This is a genomic window from Sphingobium sp. SA2, assembly GCF_032227065.1.
GTDB lineage: Bacteria > Pseudomonadota > Alphaproteobacteria > Sphingomonadales > Sphingomonadaceae > Sphingobium.
Genome location: NZ_JAPMXX010000006.1, coordinates 1,059,331 through 1,077,287, shown reverse-complemented (window position 1 = coordinate 1,077,287; position 17,957 = coordinate 1,059,331). Strand labels below are relative to the sequence as shown.

At 63.2% G+C, this 17,957-nt stretch carries 15 protein-coding genes; 5 read left to right on the top strand and 10 right to left on the bottom strand.

The genetic code is table 11. The features are described from left to right. Nucleotides 1-309 precede the first annotated feature (309 nt). Nucleotides 310-2,433 (top strand): sodium-translocating pyrophosphatase, encoded by a 2,124-nt coding sequence (locus tag OVY48_RS12905; protein ID WP_313923119.1) that lies wholly within the window; start codon nt 310-312, stop codon nt 2,431-2,433. A gap of 45 nt (nt 2,434-2,478) precedes the next feature. Here the strand turns inward: OVY48_RS12905 and OVY48_RS12900 are convergent, their stop codons facing one another. Both OVY48_RS12900 and OVY48_RS12895 read right to left on the bottom strand, forming a co-directional pair. Beyond that, the gene (locus OVY48_RS12900) at nt 2,479-2,763 is read right to left on the bottom strand and encodes a type II toxin-antitoxin system RelE/ParE family toxin (protein WP_313923118.1); all 285 of its coding nucleotides are present in this window, start codon (nt 2,761-2,763) and stop codon (nt 2,479-2,481) included. Beyond that, entirely contained in the window at nt 2,760-3,038 is a 279-nt protein-coding gene (locus OVY48_RS12895; RefSeq protein ID WP_313923117.1) for an antitoxin of toxin-antitoxin stability system, read from the bottom strand. The genes OVY48_RS12900 and OVY48_RS12895 overlap by 4 nt, the downstream gene beginning before the upstream one ends. A 172-nt stretch (nt 3,039-3,210) precedes the next feature. On the opposite strand from OVY48_RS12895, the gene OVY48_RS12890 reads away from it, so the two are divergent. From OVY48_RS12890 to OVY48_RS12880, 3 genes are all read left to right on the top strand, one after another. Beyond that, nucleotides 3,211-5,160, top strand: a complete 1,950-nt coding sequence (locus tag OVY48_RS12890) for a S9 family peptidase (RefSeq protein ID WP_313923116.1) — start codon at nt 3,211-3,213, stop codon at nt 5,158-5,160. Between the two features lie 264 nt (nt 5,161-5,424). After that, nucleotides 5,425-6,420: a sensor domain-containing diguanylate cyclase gene (locus OVY48_RS12885; protein ID WP_313923115.1), complete on the top strand. Its 996-nt coding sequence runs from the start codon at nt 5,425-5,427 to the stop codon at nt 6,418-6,420. Nucleotides 6,421-6,579: 159 nt separating this feature from the next. Continuing rightward, nucleotides 6,580-9,408 carry a DNA methyltransferase gene (locus OVY48_RS12880; protein ID WP_313923114.1) on the top strand — a complete coding sequence of 943 codons (2,829 nt, stop codon included), beginning with the start codon at nt 6,580-6,582 and terminating at the stop codon, nt 9,406-9,408. A 36-nt stretch (nt 9,409-9,444) separates the two neighbouring features. On the opposite strand, the gene OVY48_RS12875 is transcribed toward OVY48_RS12880, so the two are convergent. From OVY48_RS12875 to ectA, 7 genes are read right to left on the bottom strand one after another with little or no spacing between them, the layout of a single operon-like run. Continuing rightward, nucleotides 9,445-10,779, bottom strand: coding sequence for an MFS transporter (locus tag OVY48_RS12875; protein WP_069065464.1), 1,335 nt, complete (start codon nt 10,777-10,779; stop codon nt 9,445-9,447). Nucleotides 10,780-10,783: 4 nt separating this feature from the next. Beyond that, nucleotides 10,784-12,061 (bottom strand): MFS transporter, encoded by a 1,278-nt coding sequence (locus OVY48_RS12870; protein ID WP_069065465.1) that lies wholly within the window; start codon nt 12,059-12,061, stop codon nt 10,784-10,786. A 15-nt stretch (nt 12,062-12,076) separates the two neighbouring features. Then, nucleotides 12,077-13,519 carry an aspartate kinase gene (locus OVY48_RS12865; protein ID WP_313923113.1) on the bottom strand — a complete coding sequence of 481 codons (1,443 nt, stop codon included), beginning with the start codon at nt 13,517-13,519 and terminating at the stop codon, nt 12,077-12,079. Beyond that, nucleotides 13,516-14,433 carry an ectoine hydroxylase gene (thpD, locus tag OVY48_RS12860; protein WP_313923112.1) on the bottom strand — a complete coding sequence of 306 codons (918 nt, stop codon included), beginning with the start codon at nt 14,431-14,433 and terminating at the stop codon, nt 13,516-13,518. The genes OVY48_RS12865 and thpD overlap by 4 nt, the downstream gene beginning before the upstream one ends. Before the next feature lie 24 nt (nt 14,434-14,457). Beyond that, a complete protein-coding gene (locus OVY48_RS12855) occupies nt 14,458-14,871 on the bottom strand; it encodes an ectoine synthase (RefSeq protein WP_310220956.1) in 414 nt (137 codons plus the stop codon). Nucleotides 14,872-14,882: 11 nt separating this feature from the next. Next, the gene (ectB, locus tag OVY48_RS12850) at nt 14,883-16,187 is read right to left on the bottom strand and encodes a diaminobutyrate--2-oxoglutarate transaminase (RefSeq protein ID WP_313923111.1); all 1,305 of its coding nucleotides are present in this window, start codon (nt 16,185-16,187) and stop codon (nt 14,883-14,885) included. A 20-nt stretch (nt 16,188-16,207) separates the two neighbouring features. Next, nucleotides 16,208-16,705 (bottom strand): diaminobutyrate acetyltransferase, encoded by a 498-nt coding sequence (ectA, locus tag OVY48_RS12845; protein WP_069065470.1) that lies wholly within the window; start codon nt 16,703-16,705, stop codon nt 16,208-16,210. Between the two features lie 281 nt (nt 16,706-16,986). On the opposite strand from ectA, the gene OVY48_RS12840 reads away from it, so the two are divergent. After that, nucleotides 16,987-17,481 (top strand): MarR family transcriptional regulator, encoded by a 495-nt coding sequence (locus OVY48_RS12840; protein WP_313923110.1) that lies wholly within the window; start codon nt 16,987-16,989, stop codon nt 17,479-17,481. A 50-nt stretch (nt 17,482-17,531) separates the two neighbouring features. Here the strand turns inward: OVY48_RS12840 and OVY48_RS12835 are convergent, their stop codons facing one another. Continuing rightward, nucleotides 17,532-17,933: a hypothetical protein gene (locus OVY48_RS12835; protein ID WP_037472115.1), complete on the bottom strand. Its 402-nt coding sequence runs from the start codon at nt 17,931-17,933 to the stop codon at nt 17,532-17,534. Nucleotides 17,934-17,957 lie beyond the last annotated feature (24 nt).

The following is a 17,957-nucleotide window of genomic DNA, read 5'->3' as shown; positions in this document are numbered from 1 at the left end:
GGCAGGCGCTCTGGATAAACTACGTCGAGAAACGCCGCGTAATCGTTTCTCGACTGCGCTCGAAACGAACGGATGACGTTTAGACAGTTTCTGCGCCAACCCGCTTGACGCACGCCCTCCACCCTGTAGCTTCGCTTCACCCTATTCTCAGCCCGTTTGGACCGCTTATGTGCGTGTGCCCACTGCTGATTGACGCGGTGATCGATGCCGGACCCAACCCGCCCGGCCTCCCGCCCCTGCGCCTTTCGTTCGCCCGTCATTCCCTGCGGAGCGGCCGATGACAGCCATAACAGGGGGAGAGGAACAAGCATGCAGATCGTCTATATCGCCATAGGGTGTGGCCTGTTGGCCATCCTCTATGGCCTGTTCACCAGCCGACAGGTGCTAAATGCGCCCGCAGGCAACGCCACCATGCAGCAGATCGCGGGCGCGATTCAGGAGGGGGCGCGGGCCTATCTTGGCCGCCAATATACCACCATCGCCATCGTCGGCGTGGTCGTGGCCACGCTGGTCCTGCTCTTTCTGGGCATCACATCCGCCCTCGCCTTCCTGATCGGTGCGATCCTGTCGGGGGCGGCGGGGTTCATCGGCATGAACATTTCGGTGCGCGCCAATGTCCGCACGGCCGAAGCCTGTCGCGGCACGTTGCAAAGCGGGCTGACGGTGGCGTTCCGCGCGGGCGCGATCACCGGCATGCTCGTGGCGGGCCTGGCTTTGCTCGCGATCAGCGTCTTCTTCTGGTATCTGATCGGCCCTTCGGGTTACGCGCCCGACGATCGCCTCGTCATCGACAGCCTCGTCGCGCTGGCCTTTGGCGCATCGCTCATTTCCATCTTCGCGCGTCTGGGCGGCGGCATCTTCACCAAGGCCGCCGATGTTGGCGCGGACCTCGTCGGCAAGGTCGAGGCCGGCATCCCCGAGGATGACCCGCGCAACCCCGCCGTCATCGCCGACAATGTCGGCGACAATGTCGGTGACTGCGCTGGCATGGCCGCCGACCTGTTCGAAACCTATGTCGTCACCATCGGCGCGACCATGGTGCTGACCGCGCTGCTCGTCACCGGCCTCGACAATGCAGTGCTGCTCAACCTGATGGCGCTGCCGCTGATTGTGGGCGGCGTGTGCATCATCACCTCGATCATCGGCACCTATATGGTGCGGCTCGGCTCCAGCCAGTCGATCATGGGCGCGCTCTACAAGGGCTTCTGGACCACCGCTCTGCTCTCCATCCCGGCCATCTATTATGTCACCTGGCGCACGCTGGGCGACATGAACGCCGTGTTCGGCGCGGACCTGGATGGCGTGGGCGGTTATACCGGCATGGCGCTATTCTGGTCGATGATGGTGGGCCTCGCCGTCACCGGGCTGCTGGTGGTCATCACCGAATATTATACCGGCACCAATTATCGCCCGGTCCGCTCCATCGCCAAGGCGTCGGAAACCGGCCATGGCACCAACGTCATCCAAGGTCTGGCGATCAGCCTGGAATCCACTGCCCTGCCGACATTGGTGATCGTCATCGGCATCATCGTCGCGCATCAACTGGCGGGCCTCATCGGCATCGCCTTCGCCGCGACCGCCATGCTGGCGCTGGCGGGCATGGTCGTCGCATTGGACGCTTACGGCCCAGTGACCGACAATGCGGGCGGCATCGCCGAAATGGCGCATCTCGACGATAGCGTGCGGGTCAAAACCGACGCCCTGGACGCGGTGGGCAACACGACCAAGGCGGTGACGAAGGGCTATGCCATCGGCTCTGCGGGCCTTGCCGCGCTCGTGCTGTTCGGCGCCTATACCGAGGATTTGAAATATTATAACAGCGCGCTCGGCCTCACCGGGCCGGTCGATTTCAGCCTGTCCAACCCCTATGTCATCGTCGGCCTTCTGCTCGGCGCGCTGCTGCCCTATCTGTTCGGGGCAATGGGCATGACCGCGGTGGGCCGCGCGGCGGGCGATGTGGTCAAGGATGTCCGCGCGCAATTTGCCGAAAATAAGGGCATCATGGATGGCACCAGCAAGCCCGACTATGCCCGCACCGTCGATCTGGTGACGAAGGCCGCGATCAAGGAAATGATCGTCCCCAGCCTGTTGCCGGTGCTGGCGCCGATCGTGGTCTATTTCGCCATCTCGGCGGTTGCAGGCGTGTCCAACGGCTTTGCCGCGCTCGGCGCGCTGTTGCTGGGCGTCATCGTCTCCGGCCTGTTCGTCGCCCTGTCGATGACATCGGGCGGCGGCGCATGGGACAATGCGAAGAAATATATCGAGGATGGCCATCATGGCGGCAAGGGCAGCGAAGCCCATAAGGCGGCCGTGACCGGCGACACGGTAGGAGATCCCTACAAGGATACCGCTGGGCCAGCGGTCAACCCGATGATCAAGATCACCAATATCGTCGCCCTGCTGCTGCTCGCCGCGCTGGCGCATGGGGCGTAATTGAAGACATGGCCCGCCCGGCGCGATCCGGGCGGGCTATTCACCTCATGGATGTTCCGGCGGCCATTGCCGCGCCGTGTGGATCAGGACGAGTATCCACACCGTTTCGTCCATGACTTCGTAGATGATGCGGTAGCTGCGATGCGGGGTCAGTTCGCGCGTGCCCGCAACCTCCACCACATGACCAAGCATGGGAAAGTCCGCAAGCTGGGCAACGGCTTGGCTGAATAGGCCATCCAATCTCACCGCAGCAGCCGGGTCACGCACAGCAAGATAGTCAAAGATCGCCGCGCGGTCCCGCTCCGCCTCCGACGTCCAGACGATATTCACGCCTGATCGAGCAACCGCGACCGGCGGGCGGCAAAGTCAGCATCGACAGCCTCATTCGAGCGCCCCTGCCCCTCCTGCGCCGAAGCGCGGGCTGTATCGACCTTGCGCTGGAGAAAATCGTGATAGTCACGCCGCGCCTGCTGCTGCTGAATAAAGTCCCGCATCAACTCGCGAACAACCTGAGAGGCTGGCCGATGGCTGGCCTCGGCTTCGGCCATGAACTCGGCGCGCAAATCGGCTTCCAGCTTCATGGTGAACACTGCATTCTTTGCCATCACGCCCTCGCCTTGATACTGACGACGTATACACCTGTGACGGATGCGGGGGCAAGCAGGGCGTCGCAGCGGATCATCGCAACCACATGATCATCCCCCAAAAAAGCAGATGACGGCGCGTCGACCTCGCCCTATTCCCTGGGGCGGGGTCGATCTGTCTGGGGGGAAATCGATGAAGGCTGTTCTTACGTCGCTGATGGGCAGCGCGCTGTTTCTGGCGTTGCCGGTATCCGCCCAATCCCCGGCCCCCGACAGTGCGCCGACCTGGACGGTCAAGGACTTCGCTGCCCTGCCGCTGATGGAGCAACCTGCCCTCTCGCCCGACGGCTTGCACATCGCCAGCCGGGTCGCGGTCAACGGTGAGCAATTGCTGGTGATCGCCGATGTGCATGACGGCCCTAACCGCGTCCGTTCGCTGGCCCTGGGCGACAATGATCTCAATTGGTGGCAATGGGTCAATGACGACTGGCTGATCGCGGGCATCGGCGCGGAAAGCAATGTTCAGGGCATGCCCTGGTATGTCAGCCGCGTCGCCAGCGTGAAGCGCGACGGCAGCAAGATCAATATGCTCGCCAAATCGGCCGCGGCGCAAAATGCCGATGACGTCATCTGGATCGCGCGCGATGGCACGCCGCGCATCCTCCTCGCCTACCAGACGTCGATCTTCTCCAACGACCCCGGCTTCTGGCCGAAGGTCGACGAGGTCGATGTCGGCACGGGGAAGATGCGCAGCGTCATTGCCTCCCGCCAGCATGTGCGAAACTGGTATGCCGACGCCACCGGTGCGGTGCGCATGGGGGTGGGCTATAATGACAGTAGCCGCACGGGCAAGCTGCTCTACCGCCCCGATGGGCGGGCCAATTTCCGCGTCGTCGACCGCGCCGATCGCCGCCGCGATGAATCGCTGGTGGTGCCGCTGCTCTTCACCGCCGACCCCGCCAAGGCGATCGCCAGCGATGATCGCGAAGGCACCGATGCGCTCTACGAACTGGATCTCGCCACGCTCGAACTGGGGCGCAAGATATTTTCGGCGCCGGGTTTCGATCTGGGCGGGATAACCGAGGATGCCGCCGGGACCGGCCTTGCCGGGGTGCGCTACACCGGCGACGCGCCTGCGGTTCATTGGTTCGACGCCAATCTGGCCAAGATTCAAGCGGATATCGACAAGGCGGTCGGTGAGCGGCGCGCGCGCATCATTTCCACCAGCCGGGACGGCCAGCGCATGGTCGTGCATGTCGGCACGCCGGATCAACCCGGTGCCTATTATTATTACGATACGGCGGCAGGCGCCATGAGCATCCTGTCCAGGGTGAGCGACCGCTTCACCACCAAGACCCGCCTCGCCCCGGTCAAGACCATCCGCTACAAGGCGCGCGACGGGCTGGAGATTGCCGCCGTGCTGACGGTTCCGGCCGGACGGGACGCGAAAAACCTGCCGTTCATCCTGATGCCCCATGGCGGCCCTTTCGCCCGCGATGCGGAGGAGTGGGACTGGTGGGTCCAGTTTCTGGCGTGGCGCGGCTATGCCGTGCTGCAACCCAATTATCGCGGCTCGTCGGGCTATGGCAGAGCCTTCGCCGAAAAGGGCGAGGGACAATGGGGCCTGGCCATGCAGGACGACCTCAACGACGCGGTCGATTGGGCGGTGCAGCAGGGTATTGCCGATCCCAAGCGCGTCTGCATGGTCGGCGCATCCTATGGCGGCTATGCCGCGATGCGCGCAGCCCAGCGTGACCCCGCCAAATATCGCTGCGCCGTGTCCTATGCGGGCGTCTCCGACCTTGCCGCCATGATGCGTTATGACCAGCGCTTCCTCTATCATAGCACGCGCAAGGATTGGATGAAGGAGCAGGCCCCCGATTTCGCCGCCGTCTCGCCGATCCACTTCGCCGGACAATTCGCCACGCCCATCCTGTTGATGCATGGCAAGAAGGACCGCCGTGTCCAGGTAAGCCAGTCGCGCGAAATGGCGGAAAAGCTCAAGGCCGCCGGGAAGGTCCAGGGCCGCGACTATCTCTATGTCGAACAGCCGCTGGCCGATCATCACTTCTCGCGCGAGGCCGATAGGCTGGAGTTTCTGGAAAAGCTCGATGCCTTCCTGAAAGACCATAACCCGGCGTGATTTTGGGGCTCGGCCCGGCTGAAGCGGCATTATTGGGGTAACGGCCCTGTCCGGCGGGCCGCTATGCTGCTACAATATACGCACGGCGAAAGACAGGCTCGAACGCGCGATATCCCTTGCCGCTCCGCGCCTGTTTTAACCCTTTGTTCAGAACCCAGGCCCACTCTGGCGCATCGGTCGGCCAAGGGGGGTGGCCAGACCACGCCGGATTTCCCCGCCATGCCCGAAGCGGCAAGGCATACTATGATAACCGGATACCGTGAAATGCCCTGTGCCATACCTATCGATGAACCCGCCCGGATAGCGGCGCTGCGCCGCTATGGGATTTTGGACACCCCGGCCGAAGGTGCCTTCGACAAGGTGACCGATCTGGTGCGGACCTTGTTCGATGTGCCCATTTCGGCCGTGTCGCTGATCGACACCGAACGCCAATGGTTCAAGTCGATCACTGGCCTCGACATTTCCGAAACCGCGCGCAGCATGGCCTTTTGCGACCATGCCATCCGCCAGGACGAACCGCTCGTCATCACCGATGCGCAGGCCGATCCGCGCTTTTGCGACAATCCGCTGGTAACCGGAGAGCCGGGCATCCGCAGCTATGCCGGGGTGCAGTTGCGCACGCCCGATGGCCATAATCTGGGGTCGCTCTGCGCCATCGACACCCGGCCCCGCACCTTTTCGCCCGAACAGATGGAAGTGCTCAAGGGCCTTGCCCCCATCGTCGTGGAGCAGATGGAATTGCGGCTGCTGGCCGAGCGCGACCATCTGAGCGGGGCGCTGACCCGGCGCGCCTTCATCGCCGAACTCGACAAGCGGATCGCGCTCTTCACCCGCCACCGCCGCCCCGCCGCACTGGTCCTGCTCGACATCGACCATTTCAAGCAGATCAACGACCGCCATGGCCATCCGGCGGGCGACCGCGTAATCGAAGCGGTCGCGGCACTCTGCAAAGGCCTGTCCCGTCCCAGCGATGCGTTCGGCCGGATCGGCGGCGAGGAATTCGGCCTGTTGCTACCCGAAGCGCAGGAGGCCGATGCACTGGCCGTCGCCAACCGGATACGTTCAGCGATCGAGCGGTTCGAGATCACCAACAATCCTCCGCTGCATGTCACCGCCAGCTTCGGCGTCGCGACGATCGGGGCGGGGCGCATGTCGAGCGAGGCCTGGCTGTCGGCCGCCGACGCCGCGCTCTACCAGGCCAAGCGCGCGGGGCGTAACCGCGCCATACTGGCCCCGATCGAGGCCGTCCGCGCCGCCTGATCCGCATGGGGTGACGCGACCATAATGGACGGAAATCCGGCCTGATCCGGCCCATAATTTTGCGCCATATCGGACCAGCGCCATAATGGTCCAGGGTCCGCTTGGCGCGGATCGCCCCTCCATCCACCCCGTCTCCCTCATCATGGGGGGAGGGCAGGGATGCGGCTCAGCTGGCCGGAAATTCGCACGAACGCAGCCCATTTCGCCGCCGAATGGCAGGGCAAGGGCTATGAAAAGGGCCAGACCCACAGCTTCTACGACGAATTTTTCGGCATCTTCGGCGTGCCGCGCAAGCAGGTCGCCGTCTACGAACAGCGGGTCAAATCGCTCGATCCCGCGCGGTCGAGTGGCTTCATCGACCTGTTCTGGCCCGGCACGCTGATCGTCGAACAGAAAAGCGCGGGCCGCCACCTCGACCGCGCCATGGCCCAGGCGCTCGATTATTATGACTGGCTGCCCGACGTGCAGCGCCCCCGCCACATGATGGTGTGCGATTTCCAGCGTTTCGAACTGGTCGACCTGGAAACCCGCCGCGAATGGCGCTTCCCGCTCACCGACCTCAAATGCCATGTCGAAGCCTTCGGCTTCATCATCGGCGTTCAGCCGCGCCTGTTCCGCAACCAGTCGCCGGTCAATCGTCAGGCGTCGGAACTGATGGGCCGCCTGCACAATGCGCTCGCGGCCGATGGCTATATCGGCCATGATCTGGAACGGCTGCTCGTCCGGCTGCTCTTCATCCTCTTTGCCGACGATACCGGCATTTTCGAGCGTAAGGACCAGTTCCTCACCTTCCTCGAACGGCGCACCCGCGCCGATGGTCGCGACCTTGGCCGCTGGCTCGGCGAACTGTTCCAGACGCTCGACACCCCGCCCGACCGGCGACAGCAGAGCCTCGACGCCGATCTCGCCGACTTTCCTTACATCAACGGCGAACTGTTCCGCGAACGCATCGCCATGCCCAGTTTCGACGCCGCGATGCGCACGATGCTGCTCGACGCCAGCCTGTTCAACTGGGGCGACGTGTCGCCCGCCATTTTCGGCTCGCTGTTCGAAAGCGTTATCGACACGGTGACCCGGCGCAAGCAGGGCGCGCATTACACGCCCGAACAGGCGATCCTCAAGGTCATCGAACCGCTGTTCCTGGACGATCTGCGCGCCGACTTCGCCCGTGCCAGCGCGCTCAAATCGGGCCGCGAGCGCGCGTTGCGCGCGCTGCATCAGCGGCTGGGGACGATGGCGTTCCTCGACCCGGCCTGTGGCGCTGGCAATTTCCTGGTCGTCGCCTATCGCGAGCTGCGCGAACTGGAACGCGACATATTGCGCGAATTGCTCACCATCGACGGCCGGGTCGAACTGGTGATGGATGTCGCGGCGCTCTCGAAACTGGATGTCGATCATTTCTTCGGCATCGAAATCGACGAGTTTCCCGCCATGATCGCGCAGGTGGCGCTGTGGATGACTGACCATATCGCCAACACCCGCCTGGCCGAGGATTTCGGCCAGCATTATGCCCGCATCCCGCTGGTGAAGGCACCCGGCATCCACCATGGCGACGCGCTGGAACTGGATTGGAATCAGGTCGTCCCGGCGCAGGACTGCACCTTCGTCTTCGGTAACCCGCCCTTTGTCGGCGCGAAATATCAAAGCGAGGCGCAGCGCGCGCAGGTCCGCCGTCTCGCCGCCCTACCCGGCAGCGGCGGCACACTCGACTATGTCGCTGCCTGGTTCCTCAAGGCCGCCCGCTATGTCGCGGGCGGCGACGCGCGCATTGCCTTCGTCTCCACCAACTCGATCGTGCAGGGCGAACAGGTGGCGCAGCTCTGGCCGCTGATCTTCCGCGCAGGCCTCGAAATCGCCTTCGCCCACCGCACCTTCGTCTGGCCCGGCCGGGCGGCGGTCCATTGCGTCATCATCGGCCTCGCCCAGCGCCGCGACGAACCCGCGCAAAAGCGGCTGTTCAGCTATGCGGACGCGAAGGGCGAGCCGACCGAAACCCGCCATAGCGCGCTGACCGCCTATCTGTTCGACGCCCGCGACGCCGACCGCCATCTGGTGGTGCGGGAGGAGAGCCGACCGATCAACGGCGCACCGCGCATCGTCATCGGGTCCAAGCCGATCGATGGCGGCTATCTGATCTTCGACGCCGACGCGCGGGCGAAGCTGCTGGCGCAGGAGCCCGACGCCGCACCCTTCCTGCGCCCCTATGTCGGCGCGCAGGAATATCTCAACGGCGGCGAACGGTGGATCTTGGCGCTACAGGATGCCGCCCCGGCGGATATTCGCCAGCTTCCCACAGTCCGGCAAAGGCTGCGCCAAGTGACGGCCTATCGGCGCGGCGAGATCGCGGCGCTAGGCAAAGCGGAAGAAAGCAAGAAGACGCCCGGCCGGTCCTCGCTGGCGCTGGCCGATACGCCATCGGCGTTTCACGTCACCGTCATCCCGACCCAGCCTTTCCTCGCCATTCCCGAAGTCAGTTCGGAACGGCGCGACTATATCCCGATCGGCTGGCTGGAACCGCCGACCATTCCGAGTAACAAGTTACGCATCCTGCCCGATGCGACGCTGTGGCATTTCGGTGTCCTGACCAGCCACATGCACATGGCATGGACGATGCACATCGGCGGCCGCCTCAAGAGCGACTTTCAATATGCCATTGGCCTAAATTATAACTGCTTCCCTTGGCCCGATGCCATTCCAGCCCAGCGCACCAGGATCGAAACCCTCGCCCAAGCCGTCCTCGACGCCCGCGCCCTCCCACGCAACGCAACATCGACCCTGGCCGATCTCTACGACCCCGGCACCATGCCCGCGCAAGTGCGCAAGGCGCATCATGACCTCGATCTCGCGATCGACCGACTCTATCGCAAGGCGCCCTTCGGGTCCGACCGCGAACGGGTGGAATATCTCTTCACCCTCTACCAGCGGCTAATCGACCCGCTCCACAATGTAAAAAACCGCCGCATAATCCGCCAGCCACTGTCGCTTTAAGTCGCCAAGCCATGGCATCGGGGTTGTATGGCTTGATCATGCTATCCGTGCTCGTTCCCCATCCCGCAGCGACTGGCCAGCGGTTTCCGGCATGAAGCGCAGCGCGATCAGTCCCACGACACAGGCCAGCATCATGTAGAAGGCGGGCATGAGTTCGTTGCCGGTGAGGCCAATGAGGCTACTGCCGATGGCAGGTGCCGTGCCCCCGAAAATGGACGTCGCGACATTATAGGCAATGGCGAAGCCCGCAAAGCGGACGGACGTCGGGAACAAGGCGGGGAAGGTCGCCGATATAGTCGCAAGTTGCGGCACATAGAGCAGGCCCAGCAGGGCAAAGCCGACCACCGCCCCGACGAAACCCGTCGCCATCAGCAAATAGGCGGGCACCACCAGCAGGAACAGGCCGATGAGCGAGAAGCGCCACAGCGGCTTGCGGCCGACCCGGTCGGACAGCGCCCCGGCGAAGGGCAGCAGCACCATCATGAACATCATGCCGATGATAGGCACGATCAACGCCTCATTGGCGGACAGGCCCAGCCGCCGCTGCAGATAGGTCGGCATGTAGCTGAGCAGCGTATAGTTGACGATGTTCAGCGCGGTGACCAGCCCGCCCATCACCAGCAGGGTGCGCCAATGGCCGGTGATGAGCGCGCCCAGCGTCGGCGAAGCGACCTTGGCTCCCTGCGCGGCTTGTTCGGCCTCCAGAAAGACCGGCGTGTCCTCCATCTTCGATCGCAGATACATGCCGACCAGACCCATGGGACCGGCCACCATGAAGGGGACGCGCCAGCCCCAATCATACATGGTGGCGTCGCCCAGCAACAGCGAGAAGCCAAGCATCAGCAGCGCGCCCAGCGAGAAGCCCGCCAATGTCCCGAACTCCAGGAAACTGCCGCAAAAGCCGCGTTTGTCGTCGGGGGCATATTCGGCCATGAAGGTCGCCGCACCGCCATATTCGCCGCCGGTGGAAAATCCCTGCACCATCCGCAACAGGATCAACAGCGTCGGTGCCCAAAAGCCGATCGTCGCATAATCGGGGATCAGGCCGACGCACACCGTCGCACCCGACATCATCAATATGGTGAGCGCCAATACGGACTTGCGCCCCATCCGGTCACCCAGCGGTCCCCAGAAGAGGCCACCCAGCGGGCGCACCAGGAAGGAAATGGCGAAGGTCGCCAGCGCGAACAGCACCGCCTCCTCCGTGTTGCCGGGAAACAGCGCGGCGGAGATATAGGTCACGCCATAGGCATAGATGCCATAGTCGAACCATTCGGTCGCATTGCCCATGGCGGACGCACCGATCGCCCGGCGCAAAGTGGTCCGATCGACGGCAGGCTGGAGCGGGGCAGTAGGATGGGGCGCGGGCATGGATCTATCCTGAAAGGGGGAGCGGCGATCGGTCGGCCGGTTCGCCTTCGTCGGGCGCACTCTGTTCCGGGGCATGGGGATCGAGCATCGCGGCCACGGGCGTGGTGCGGGGCAGGATCTGATAGCTTTGCTGGTCGTCGCCCGGAACTGGCAGGGACGATGCCTGACGCCAGAGGCCAAAGACCAGCGTGCCACCCGCAACGGCGGCGATGAAGAGGAACAGCCCGCTCGCACCGAACAGCGTCATCGCCGCCGCCGCGCCGGTCGGTCCCAATGCCGCGCCGATCGAATAGAGCAGCACCAGTGCGCCGCTGGCCGCGACGCGGGCCGCCGGGTCCAGCCGGTCATTGGTATGGGCGACGCAAAGCGGATAGAGCGCGAAGCTGAGGCCACCAAACAGGCCCCCCAGCGTCAGCAAGGGCAGGCCGATACCATCGACCATGGTCAGCGCAAGGCAAACGGCCATGGTCGCGCCGAAGCTGGTGACGATAACCCGGCGGCGATCGAACCGATCCGACAGCCGCCCCAGCGGCCATTGCAGTGCAACCCCGCCCAAAATGACGATGCTCATGAAACTGGCAGTCTGGGACAGGTCCAGTCCCAGCCGTCGGACATGCACGGCGGCGAGGCCGTAGAAAGCGCCGAGCATCAATCCCGTCGTCATCGCGCCGACGAAACCTAGCGGCGACGAAGCATAGAGTTGCCGCATCGTACAAGGGGCATTCTGCCCCGGTAGCGGCGCGGCGATGCGGGTGAGGACGACCGGGATGACCGCCAGCGAAATGAGGATGGAGGCGATCAGGAAAGGAATGGACGGGGTGCGGCCGAAATTGAGCAGAAATTGCCCCAGCGCCTGCCCCGAATAGAGGGCGATCATATAGCCCGCCAAAATGCTGCCCCGCGTGTCCGGTTCCGCCCGCTCGTTCAGCCAGCTTTCCAGGCATATGAACACGCCCGCCACGCACAGCCCGTCGATGAACCGCAACGATGCCCAGAACAGCACATTCTGGAACAGTGCATAAGCCAGCGTGCTGGCCGACAGCAGCGACACGAAGGCGGCAAAGGCGCGGATATGTCCGACTCGCTGTACGACAGGCGCGGCGCGCAGCGCGCCAACGGTCAGCCCGGCGAAATAGGCGGTCGCCACCGCGCCGATCATCAGCGTGCCACTGCCCCCCCGTTCCAGCCGCAGGCTGATCAGGGTGGACAGAAAGCCGCTGCCCGCCATCAGCATGAAGATGGCGGCCAGCAGGCTGCGAACCGGGAGTATCGATGACAGCATACGGAAAGCGGCGGCTTAGGCCGCCTGACGCCCTTCGCTCTGATCGGCCACATCCTCGATCAGCCGCTGGTGCAGGACACGCACGGCCGTATCGAAATTCGCGCAATCGATGATGAACTGGATGTCCACATTGCGGATCTGATGCTGCATCGCGACCATGTCGATATCGGCGGCCGCCAGTGCATCGAGCGCATCGGGCACCAGTCCTGGCCGCGATATGTCGCTGCCGATCACCGACACCATGGCCACAGGCTGTGCGGAGATGGCGGCATCGGGATAGAGCGATTGCAGGTCGGCCATGATCCGCTTCACCGTCGCCGCGTCGATCGACAGATAGTGGGTGATCGTATTGGCGTTGGAAGATTTGCTGACGATCCATGCACCATGGCGCGTCAGCGCATCGAGGATCGCGGCATCATAGCCCTTCTCCCCGACCATATCCTGCTCGAAGAACTGGAGCGCCTGCATCGATCGCACACCGGTGATGATTTCGACGCGTGGCGTGTCGGACACATAATCGCCGCAGATCAGCGTCCCTTCATCTTCGCGATCGAACGTGTTGCGGACGCGTAGCGGGATGCTGGTCTGGCGCAGCCCACGGCCCGCGCGGGGATGGATCGCCTCCATACCCAGATTGGCGAGTTGATCGGCCACGTCATAATTGGTGCGGCCGATCTTGCGCGCGGCGGCCTCCCCGACCAGGCGGGGGTCAGCGCTCGACAGGTGAAATTCCTTGTGAATGATCGCTTCGCGCGCATGGGTCAGCACGGCGATCCGCGAGAAGGTCATTTCCGAATAGCCCCGCGCATAGCGCCGCACCATGCCTTCGCGGCATCCGGCATAGCCCGTGACGATCGGCATCGTATCGCGCAGGTCGATAGGCTCCAGCGCTTCCACGATCCGCTCGTCCAGGCTGCGCAAATCATCCTGGTCCCACAGCGTCAGATCGACGAATGCCGCGTTGATCCCGCGATCGCGCAGCAACAGCGCAGTGCTGTGCGCGCTATGCGCCTCGCCGAGCCCCGCCAGCAATTCGCGTACCGTCAGCAACTGTTCCTTGACGCAGAAGCGCCCATGGCTGCGCAACCGGCCGAGATCCGCAAGGCAATCCTGCACCGCCGCGATCCGCAGATCGACAAAGGCGTTCGCCTCCTCCAGGCTGGCGGTGCGCGCGAACATCTCGCCATTGCGATCATGCATCGCCTCGCGCACCTTGGCCATCGCCTCCAGCCAGCCGTCCGCGCCATCATCGGCGATGAAGCGGCCATAGACGCCCGGTACGCCGGATTTCTTATGCTCCAGCAACAGGTCGGTCATGCCCGCATAAGCGGATACGACGAAGATGCGGTTGTAGAGATCGTCACCGCTGCGTCCCGCGATCAGGACATTGTCGAACAGGCTGGCCGTGGCCGCCATGGATGTGCCGCCGATCTTCTCGACGCTATGCAGGCCGCTCATGCCATCACCTCCGCAACCAGATCCCCATGACGGACCCTGATCGCTTCCGCCTCTCGTGCCGCGATGAAGGATGGGCGCGGCGTCGCGGGGCCGAAGGGCGTGACCAGCTGATTGGACATGGCATTATAGACCATGAAGGCGTTCGCGCGGGGAAAGGGCGTGATATTGCCGTTTGATCCGTGCATCAGATTGCAATCGAACAGGATGACCGTTCCCGGCTTGCCTGTCGGCGCAACGATACCATGCTTGTGCGCAAGGTCGGCCAGGCTGTCCTCGTCGGGGACGCCATATTCCTGCTTCTTGAGCGACATTTTATAATGGTCGTCGGGCGTTTCACCCACGCAGGTCAAAAAGCTGCGGTGCGATCCGGGGATCAGCATCAACGGGCCGTTATGGGGCGTGTTGTCCGCCAGCAGAACCGACATGGACAGGGCGCGCATGCGCGGCATCCCGTCTTCCACATGCCAGGTCTCGAAATCCGAATGCCAGTAGAATTCCTTGCCCTGGAACCCCGGCTTGTAGTTCAGGCGGGACTGGTGAAGATATACTTCGTCATTCAACAGGAAGCGGGCGACGTCGGCGAGCCGGGCGTCGGCCGCCAGCCGGTGCATGACGCGGCTCTGGCTGTGAATTTCGAAGATCGAGCGGATTTCGCCGCCACCCGGTTCGGTGATCACGGTGTCGCTATCGAGCGCATCGGGATCGGCCAGCAGGGAACCAGCCTCCTGTTGCAGGAAGGCGACTTCCTGCGCGGAGAAGATATCCTCCAGCACCAGATAGCCGTCGCGCTCGAACTGCGCGGCCTGCGCTTTCGAGAGCGGTGCCGCCTCGCTCCAGTCACTATGGACGACCGGATCGAGACGGGGCAGGAATTGCGGTTCCGCCATTTGGCGGGATGGGTAGATGTCTGTCATGGGACTCCCCCTTTCTTTATGATTTCAAGACGTCAGTTCGGCCGTGCGGACCATGTCGGCCTCTGCGGGATAGGCGCCATTCTCGTCATGCACTTCGCGGCCGGTAACCGGCGGGTTGAAGACGCAGACGGTCAGGATGTCCGTTTCGGGGCGCACGATATGGCGATCATGATCGTTGAGCGCATACATGGTACCTGCGGCCAACTGGTGGGTTTCCCCCGTGCCCAAATCCTCGATCGTGCCCTTGCCCTTGAGCACCAGCACGGCTTCGAGATGATTTTGATAATGCATCTTCAGCTCCTTGCCGGCGTACATGGTGGTGACATGGTATGAGAAACCCATGCCATCATCCTTGAGCAGCAGGCGGGCGCTTTCCCAGCCGTCGGATTTGACGTTATGGTCGGACTTGCGAATGTCGGTCAGTTTACGGACGATCATGCGATATCTCCTTATTCCGCCGCCACGCCAAAGGCGGCGGCAAGCGTCTCGCGCACGCTGGTTTCCAGTATGTCGAGACCGGCCGAAAGGACGGCGTCGTCGATGATGAGCGGGGCGAGCACCTTGACGATTTCGTCATGGGGGCCGCTCGTTTCGATGATGAGGCCGCGCGCGAAGCAGGCGGCGGTAATGACGGACGCAATCTCGCCCGACCCGACGTCGATGCCGCGCATCATGCCGCGCCCGCGCGTGGTCAGCCCATGTTCGCGGGCCATCTTGTCGAGGCGACTTTCCAGCAACGCGCCGCGACGGCGCACATCGGCGGCGAAGCTGTCATTGCTCCAGAAATGGCGCAGGGCGGCCGTCGCCGTGACGAAGGCATGATTGTTGCCGCGGAAGGTGCCATTATGCTCGCCGGGCGACCATTGGTCGAGTTCGGCGCGGAACAGCGTGAGCGCAAAGGGCAGGCCCATGCCAGACAGCGACTTGGCCAGCGTGACGATGTCGGGCGTGAAACCCATATCCTCGAAGCTGAAAAAGCCACCGGTGCGGCCGCAGCCGGCTTGAATATCATCCACGATCAACAGGGCACCATGCCGCTTGGCGATTGCGGCAATCTTGCGCAGCCAGGCCGGTGAGGCTGCGTTGAGGCCGCCTTCGCCCTGTACGGTTTCCACCAGGATGGCGGCGGGTGCATCCAGGCCGCTGGAAGGGTCGGAAAGCCGCTGTTCCAGAAGGTCGGCGGTATCGACGTCGGGGCCGTGATAGCCGTCATAGGGTTCGTGGCTGACATGGCTGAGCGGCACGCCCGCACCACCGCGCTTGGCGGCATTGCCGGTGCAGGCCAGCGCGCCCAACGTCATGCCGTGGAAGCCGTTGGTGAAGGCGATCACCATTTCGCGGCCGGTAATCTTGCGCGCCAGTTTGATCGCGGCTTCCACCGCATTGGTGCCGGTTGGGCCAGTGAACATCGCGCGATAATTCAGCTTGCGCGGCTGGAGGATCACCTCCTCGAAAGTTTCCAGAAAGGCCGCCTTGGCATCGGTATGCAGGTCCAGCCCATGAGTAATCCCGTCGGCCATGATATAGTCGAGCAGCGCCTGCTTGAGGATCGGATGGTTATGCCCGTAATTCAGCGTCGAGCAGCCCGATAGAAAATCGAGATAACGCCCCCCCTGATTATCGTGCATCCACACATTTTCGGCGCGATGGAACTGGCGCGGCATCGACCGGGCATAGCTGCGGACGATCGATTCCCGGCGCTCGTAAATGCCGGTATCGGGAATGATCTGGGTCGGTTTGGGGGTCATTGTCATGGGGGAAAGTCTCCGAATATCTATTGGCTGGCTTTGGAAGAGAGGGCGAAGGGACCGATCGTCGCTTGCCACTCGGTTTCATGCGCGCCGGCGAAATGAGCGTCTCGCTCGAACAGCGGGGCTTTGGTCAACTCAGCGCCTAGACGCCGGGCGATTCCTGCGAACAGTGCCCAGGAGGCTGCATTGTCCGGGGTTACCGTGGTGATCAGGTGCGTGACGCCGGTAGCCGACGGGCGGTCCAGCAAGGCGGCGATCATGCGCTGCGCCAGCTTTTCGCCGCGAGCCTCCGCAGCGACGGCGACCTGCCATATGAAGAAGCGACCGGGGTCGGCGGGCAGGCGATAGCCCGATACCCAGCCGACGATCTGGCCGTCGCGTTCGGCGACGATGCAGCTATCGGCGAAATGCGTGCATTGCAGCAGGTTGCAATAGGCCGAATTGCCATCGAGTGGCGGGCAGGCGGCGATCAGCGCGGTGATGGCAGGGCCGTCCTGCGCCACCGGCATGCGGAAATTCATAACTCGTCCAGTCTCATTCTCATGGGACGCAAAATTCCGTGGCGACAGGACCGTCGCATCGGTTTCACGATCAAATATGATTAGCCTCCCAAAGTATTTAACTATCTGGGCGAATCCCTTCGCCTCTGTTGCTGCGGCGCAATATATACATATGAACGCGAAATTTTCAACCCTTTGGCCGCAATGACTTCTCTGTCCGCCGTTTCGGCCTTGCATTATCCTTCATTATATAAAGGAAAATGACATTGGCATGGCACTGCGCAAACGGATAGCTATCAGCCATGGAATCCGACCTTTCGAACCCCACTCTCCAGGCGCTTCGTCGCATTCTGCGCGCGACCGAAATCGGCAGTCGCAAGCTGGCGACGACTACAGGGCTGACGCCCTCCCAGATGCTGGTGCTGCGCGAAATCGCGGCGCGCGATCAGGCGACGCCGAGCGCCATTGCGGCGGCTTTGAAATTCAGTCAGGCGACGATCACCAATGTCGTCGATCGGCTCGTGCTATCGGGCTTGGTAACGCGCGAACGCAGCGATCGCGACAAGCGCCAGATCATGCTCCATGCAACGGCGGCGGGACGGGATGCACTGGCCTGCGCGCCCGACTTGCTGCAGTCCCAATTCACTGACCGCTTCGCGTCGCTCGCCGCCTGGGAACAGGCGATGATCCTCGCCTCGCTGGAGAAATTGAGCGTCATTCTGGGCGCGCAGGACATGGATGTCGCGCCACTGCTAGATAGTGGTGCTATCGATCGGTCAGAGCCGGTTGCGATCTAGGCCAATAAGCCTGTTCGAATAGTCCGATGCAGCCAGAAGGCGGAACCGGATTATTTACCCGGCGCGCGATAGGGGATGAAGTCGCCTAGCGCGCAGGCGCCACTGGTCATCCCGGTCTGTAGATTGGCGGTCGTGGTCATGTCGCCACGGCACAGTTGCGAGCCGAAGCTGCGCACGATCAACGTGTCGCCATAGACGAGGCCACTGCAGCTGCCGATCAATTCATTCTTGTAGATCAGCCGGTTGCTCACCCGATACAGCAGCACATTATTGCTGATGACGGTCAGATTGGTCCGTGGTTCGCGGTTGATGCAGCCTTGTTTTTCACCGGCCACCTTGCCTTCCAAAGCCTTCTCCAGCTTGGCCGCCTGCTTCTGCGTCAGCGGTGTGGGCGTATAGCTGCCGGTGCAGCCCGCCAACAGGAGCGGTATCATCCCTATCCATGCGCGCATCGCGACTCTCCCTTGTCGATCTTT

Excerpts from the sequence above, each read along its gene's own strand:
- OVY48_RS12905 (WP_313923119.1), top strand. The coding sequence starts at position 310 with ATGCAGATCGTCTATATCGCCATAGGGTGTGGCCTGTTGGCCATCCTC.
- OVY48_RS12895 (WP_313923117.1), bottom strand. The coding sequence starts at position 3,038 with ATGGCAAAGAATGCAGTGTTCACCATGAAGCTGGAAGCCGATTTGCGC.
- OVY48_RS12890 (WP_313923116.1), top strand. The coding sequence starts at position 3,211 with ATGAAGGCTGTTCTTACGTCGCTGATGGGCAGCGCGCTGTTTCTGGCG.
- OVY48_RS12885 (WP_313923115.1), top strand. The coding sequence starts at position 5,425 with ATGCCCTGTGCCATACCTATCGATGAACCCGCCCGGATAGCGGCGCTG.
- OVY48_RS12880 (WP_313923114.1), top strand. The coding sequence starts at position 6,580 with ATGCGGCTCAGCTGGCCGGAAATTCGCACGAACGCAGCCCATTTCGCC.
- OVY48_RS12875 (WP_069065464.1), bottom strand. The coding sequence starts at position 10,779 with ATGCCCGCGCCCCATCCTACTGCCCCGCTCCAGCCTGCCGTCGATCGG.
- OVY48_RS12870 (WP_069065465.1), bottom strand. The coding sequence starts at position 12,061 with ATGCTGTCATCGATACTCCCGGTTCGCAGCCTGCTGGCCGCCATCTTC.
- OVY48_RS12865 (WP_313923113.1), bottom strand. The coding sequence starts at position 13,519 with ATGAGCGGCCTGCATAGCGTCGAGAAGATCGGCGGCACATCCATGGCG.
- thpD (WP_313923112.1), bottom strand. The coding sequence starts at position 14,433 with ATGACAGACATCTACCCATCCCGCCAAATGGCGGAACCGCAATTCCTG.
- OVY48_RS12855 (WP_310220956.1), bottom strand. The coding sequence starts at position 14,871 with ATGATCGTCCGTAAACTGACCGACATTCGCAAGTCCGACCATAACGTC.
- ectB (WP_313923111.1), bottom strand. The coding sequence starts at position 16,187 with ATGACAATGACCCCCAAACCGACCCAGATCATTCCCGATACCGGCATT.
- ectA (WP_069065470.1), bottom strand. The coding sequence starts at position 16,705 with ATGAATTTCCGCATGCCGGTGGCGCAGGACGGCCCTGCCATCACCGCG.
- OVY48_RS12840 (WP_313923110.1), top strand. The coding sequence starts at position 16,987 with ATGGAATCCGACCTTTCGAACCCCACTCTCCAGGCGCTTCGTCGCATT.
- OVY48_RS12835 (WP_037472115.1), bottom strand. The coding sequence starts at position 17,933 with ATGCGCGCATGGATAGGGATGATACCGCTCCTGTTGGCGGGCTGCACC.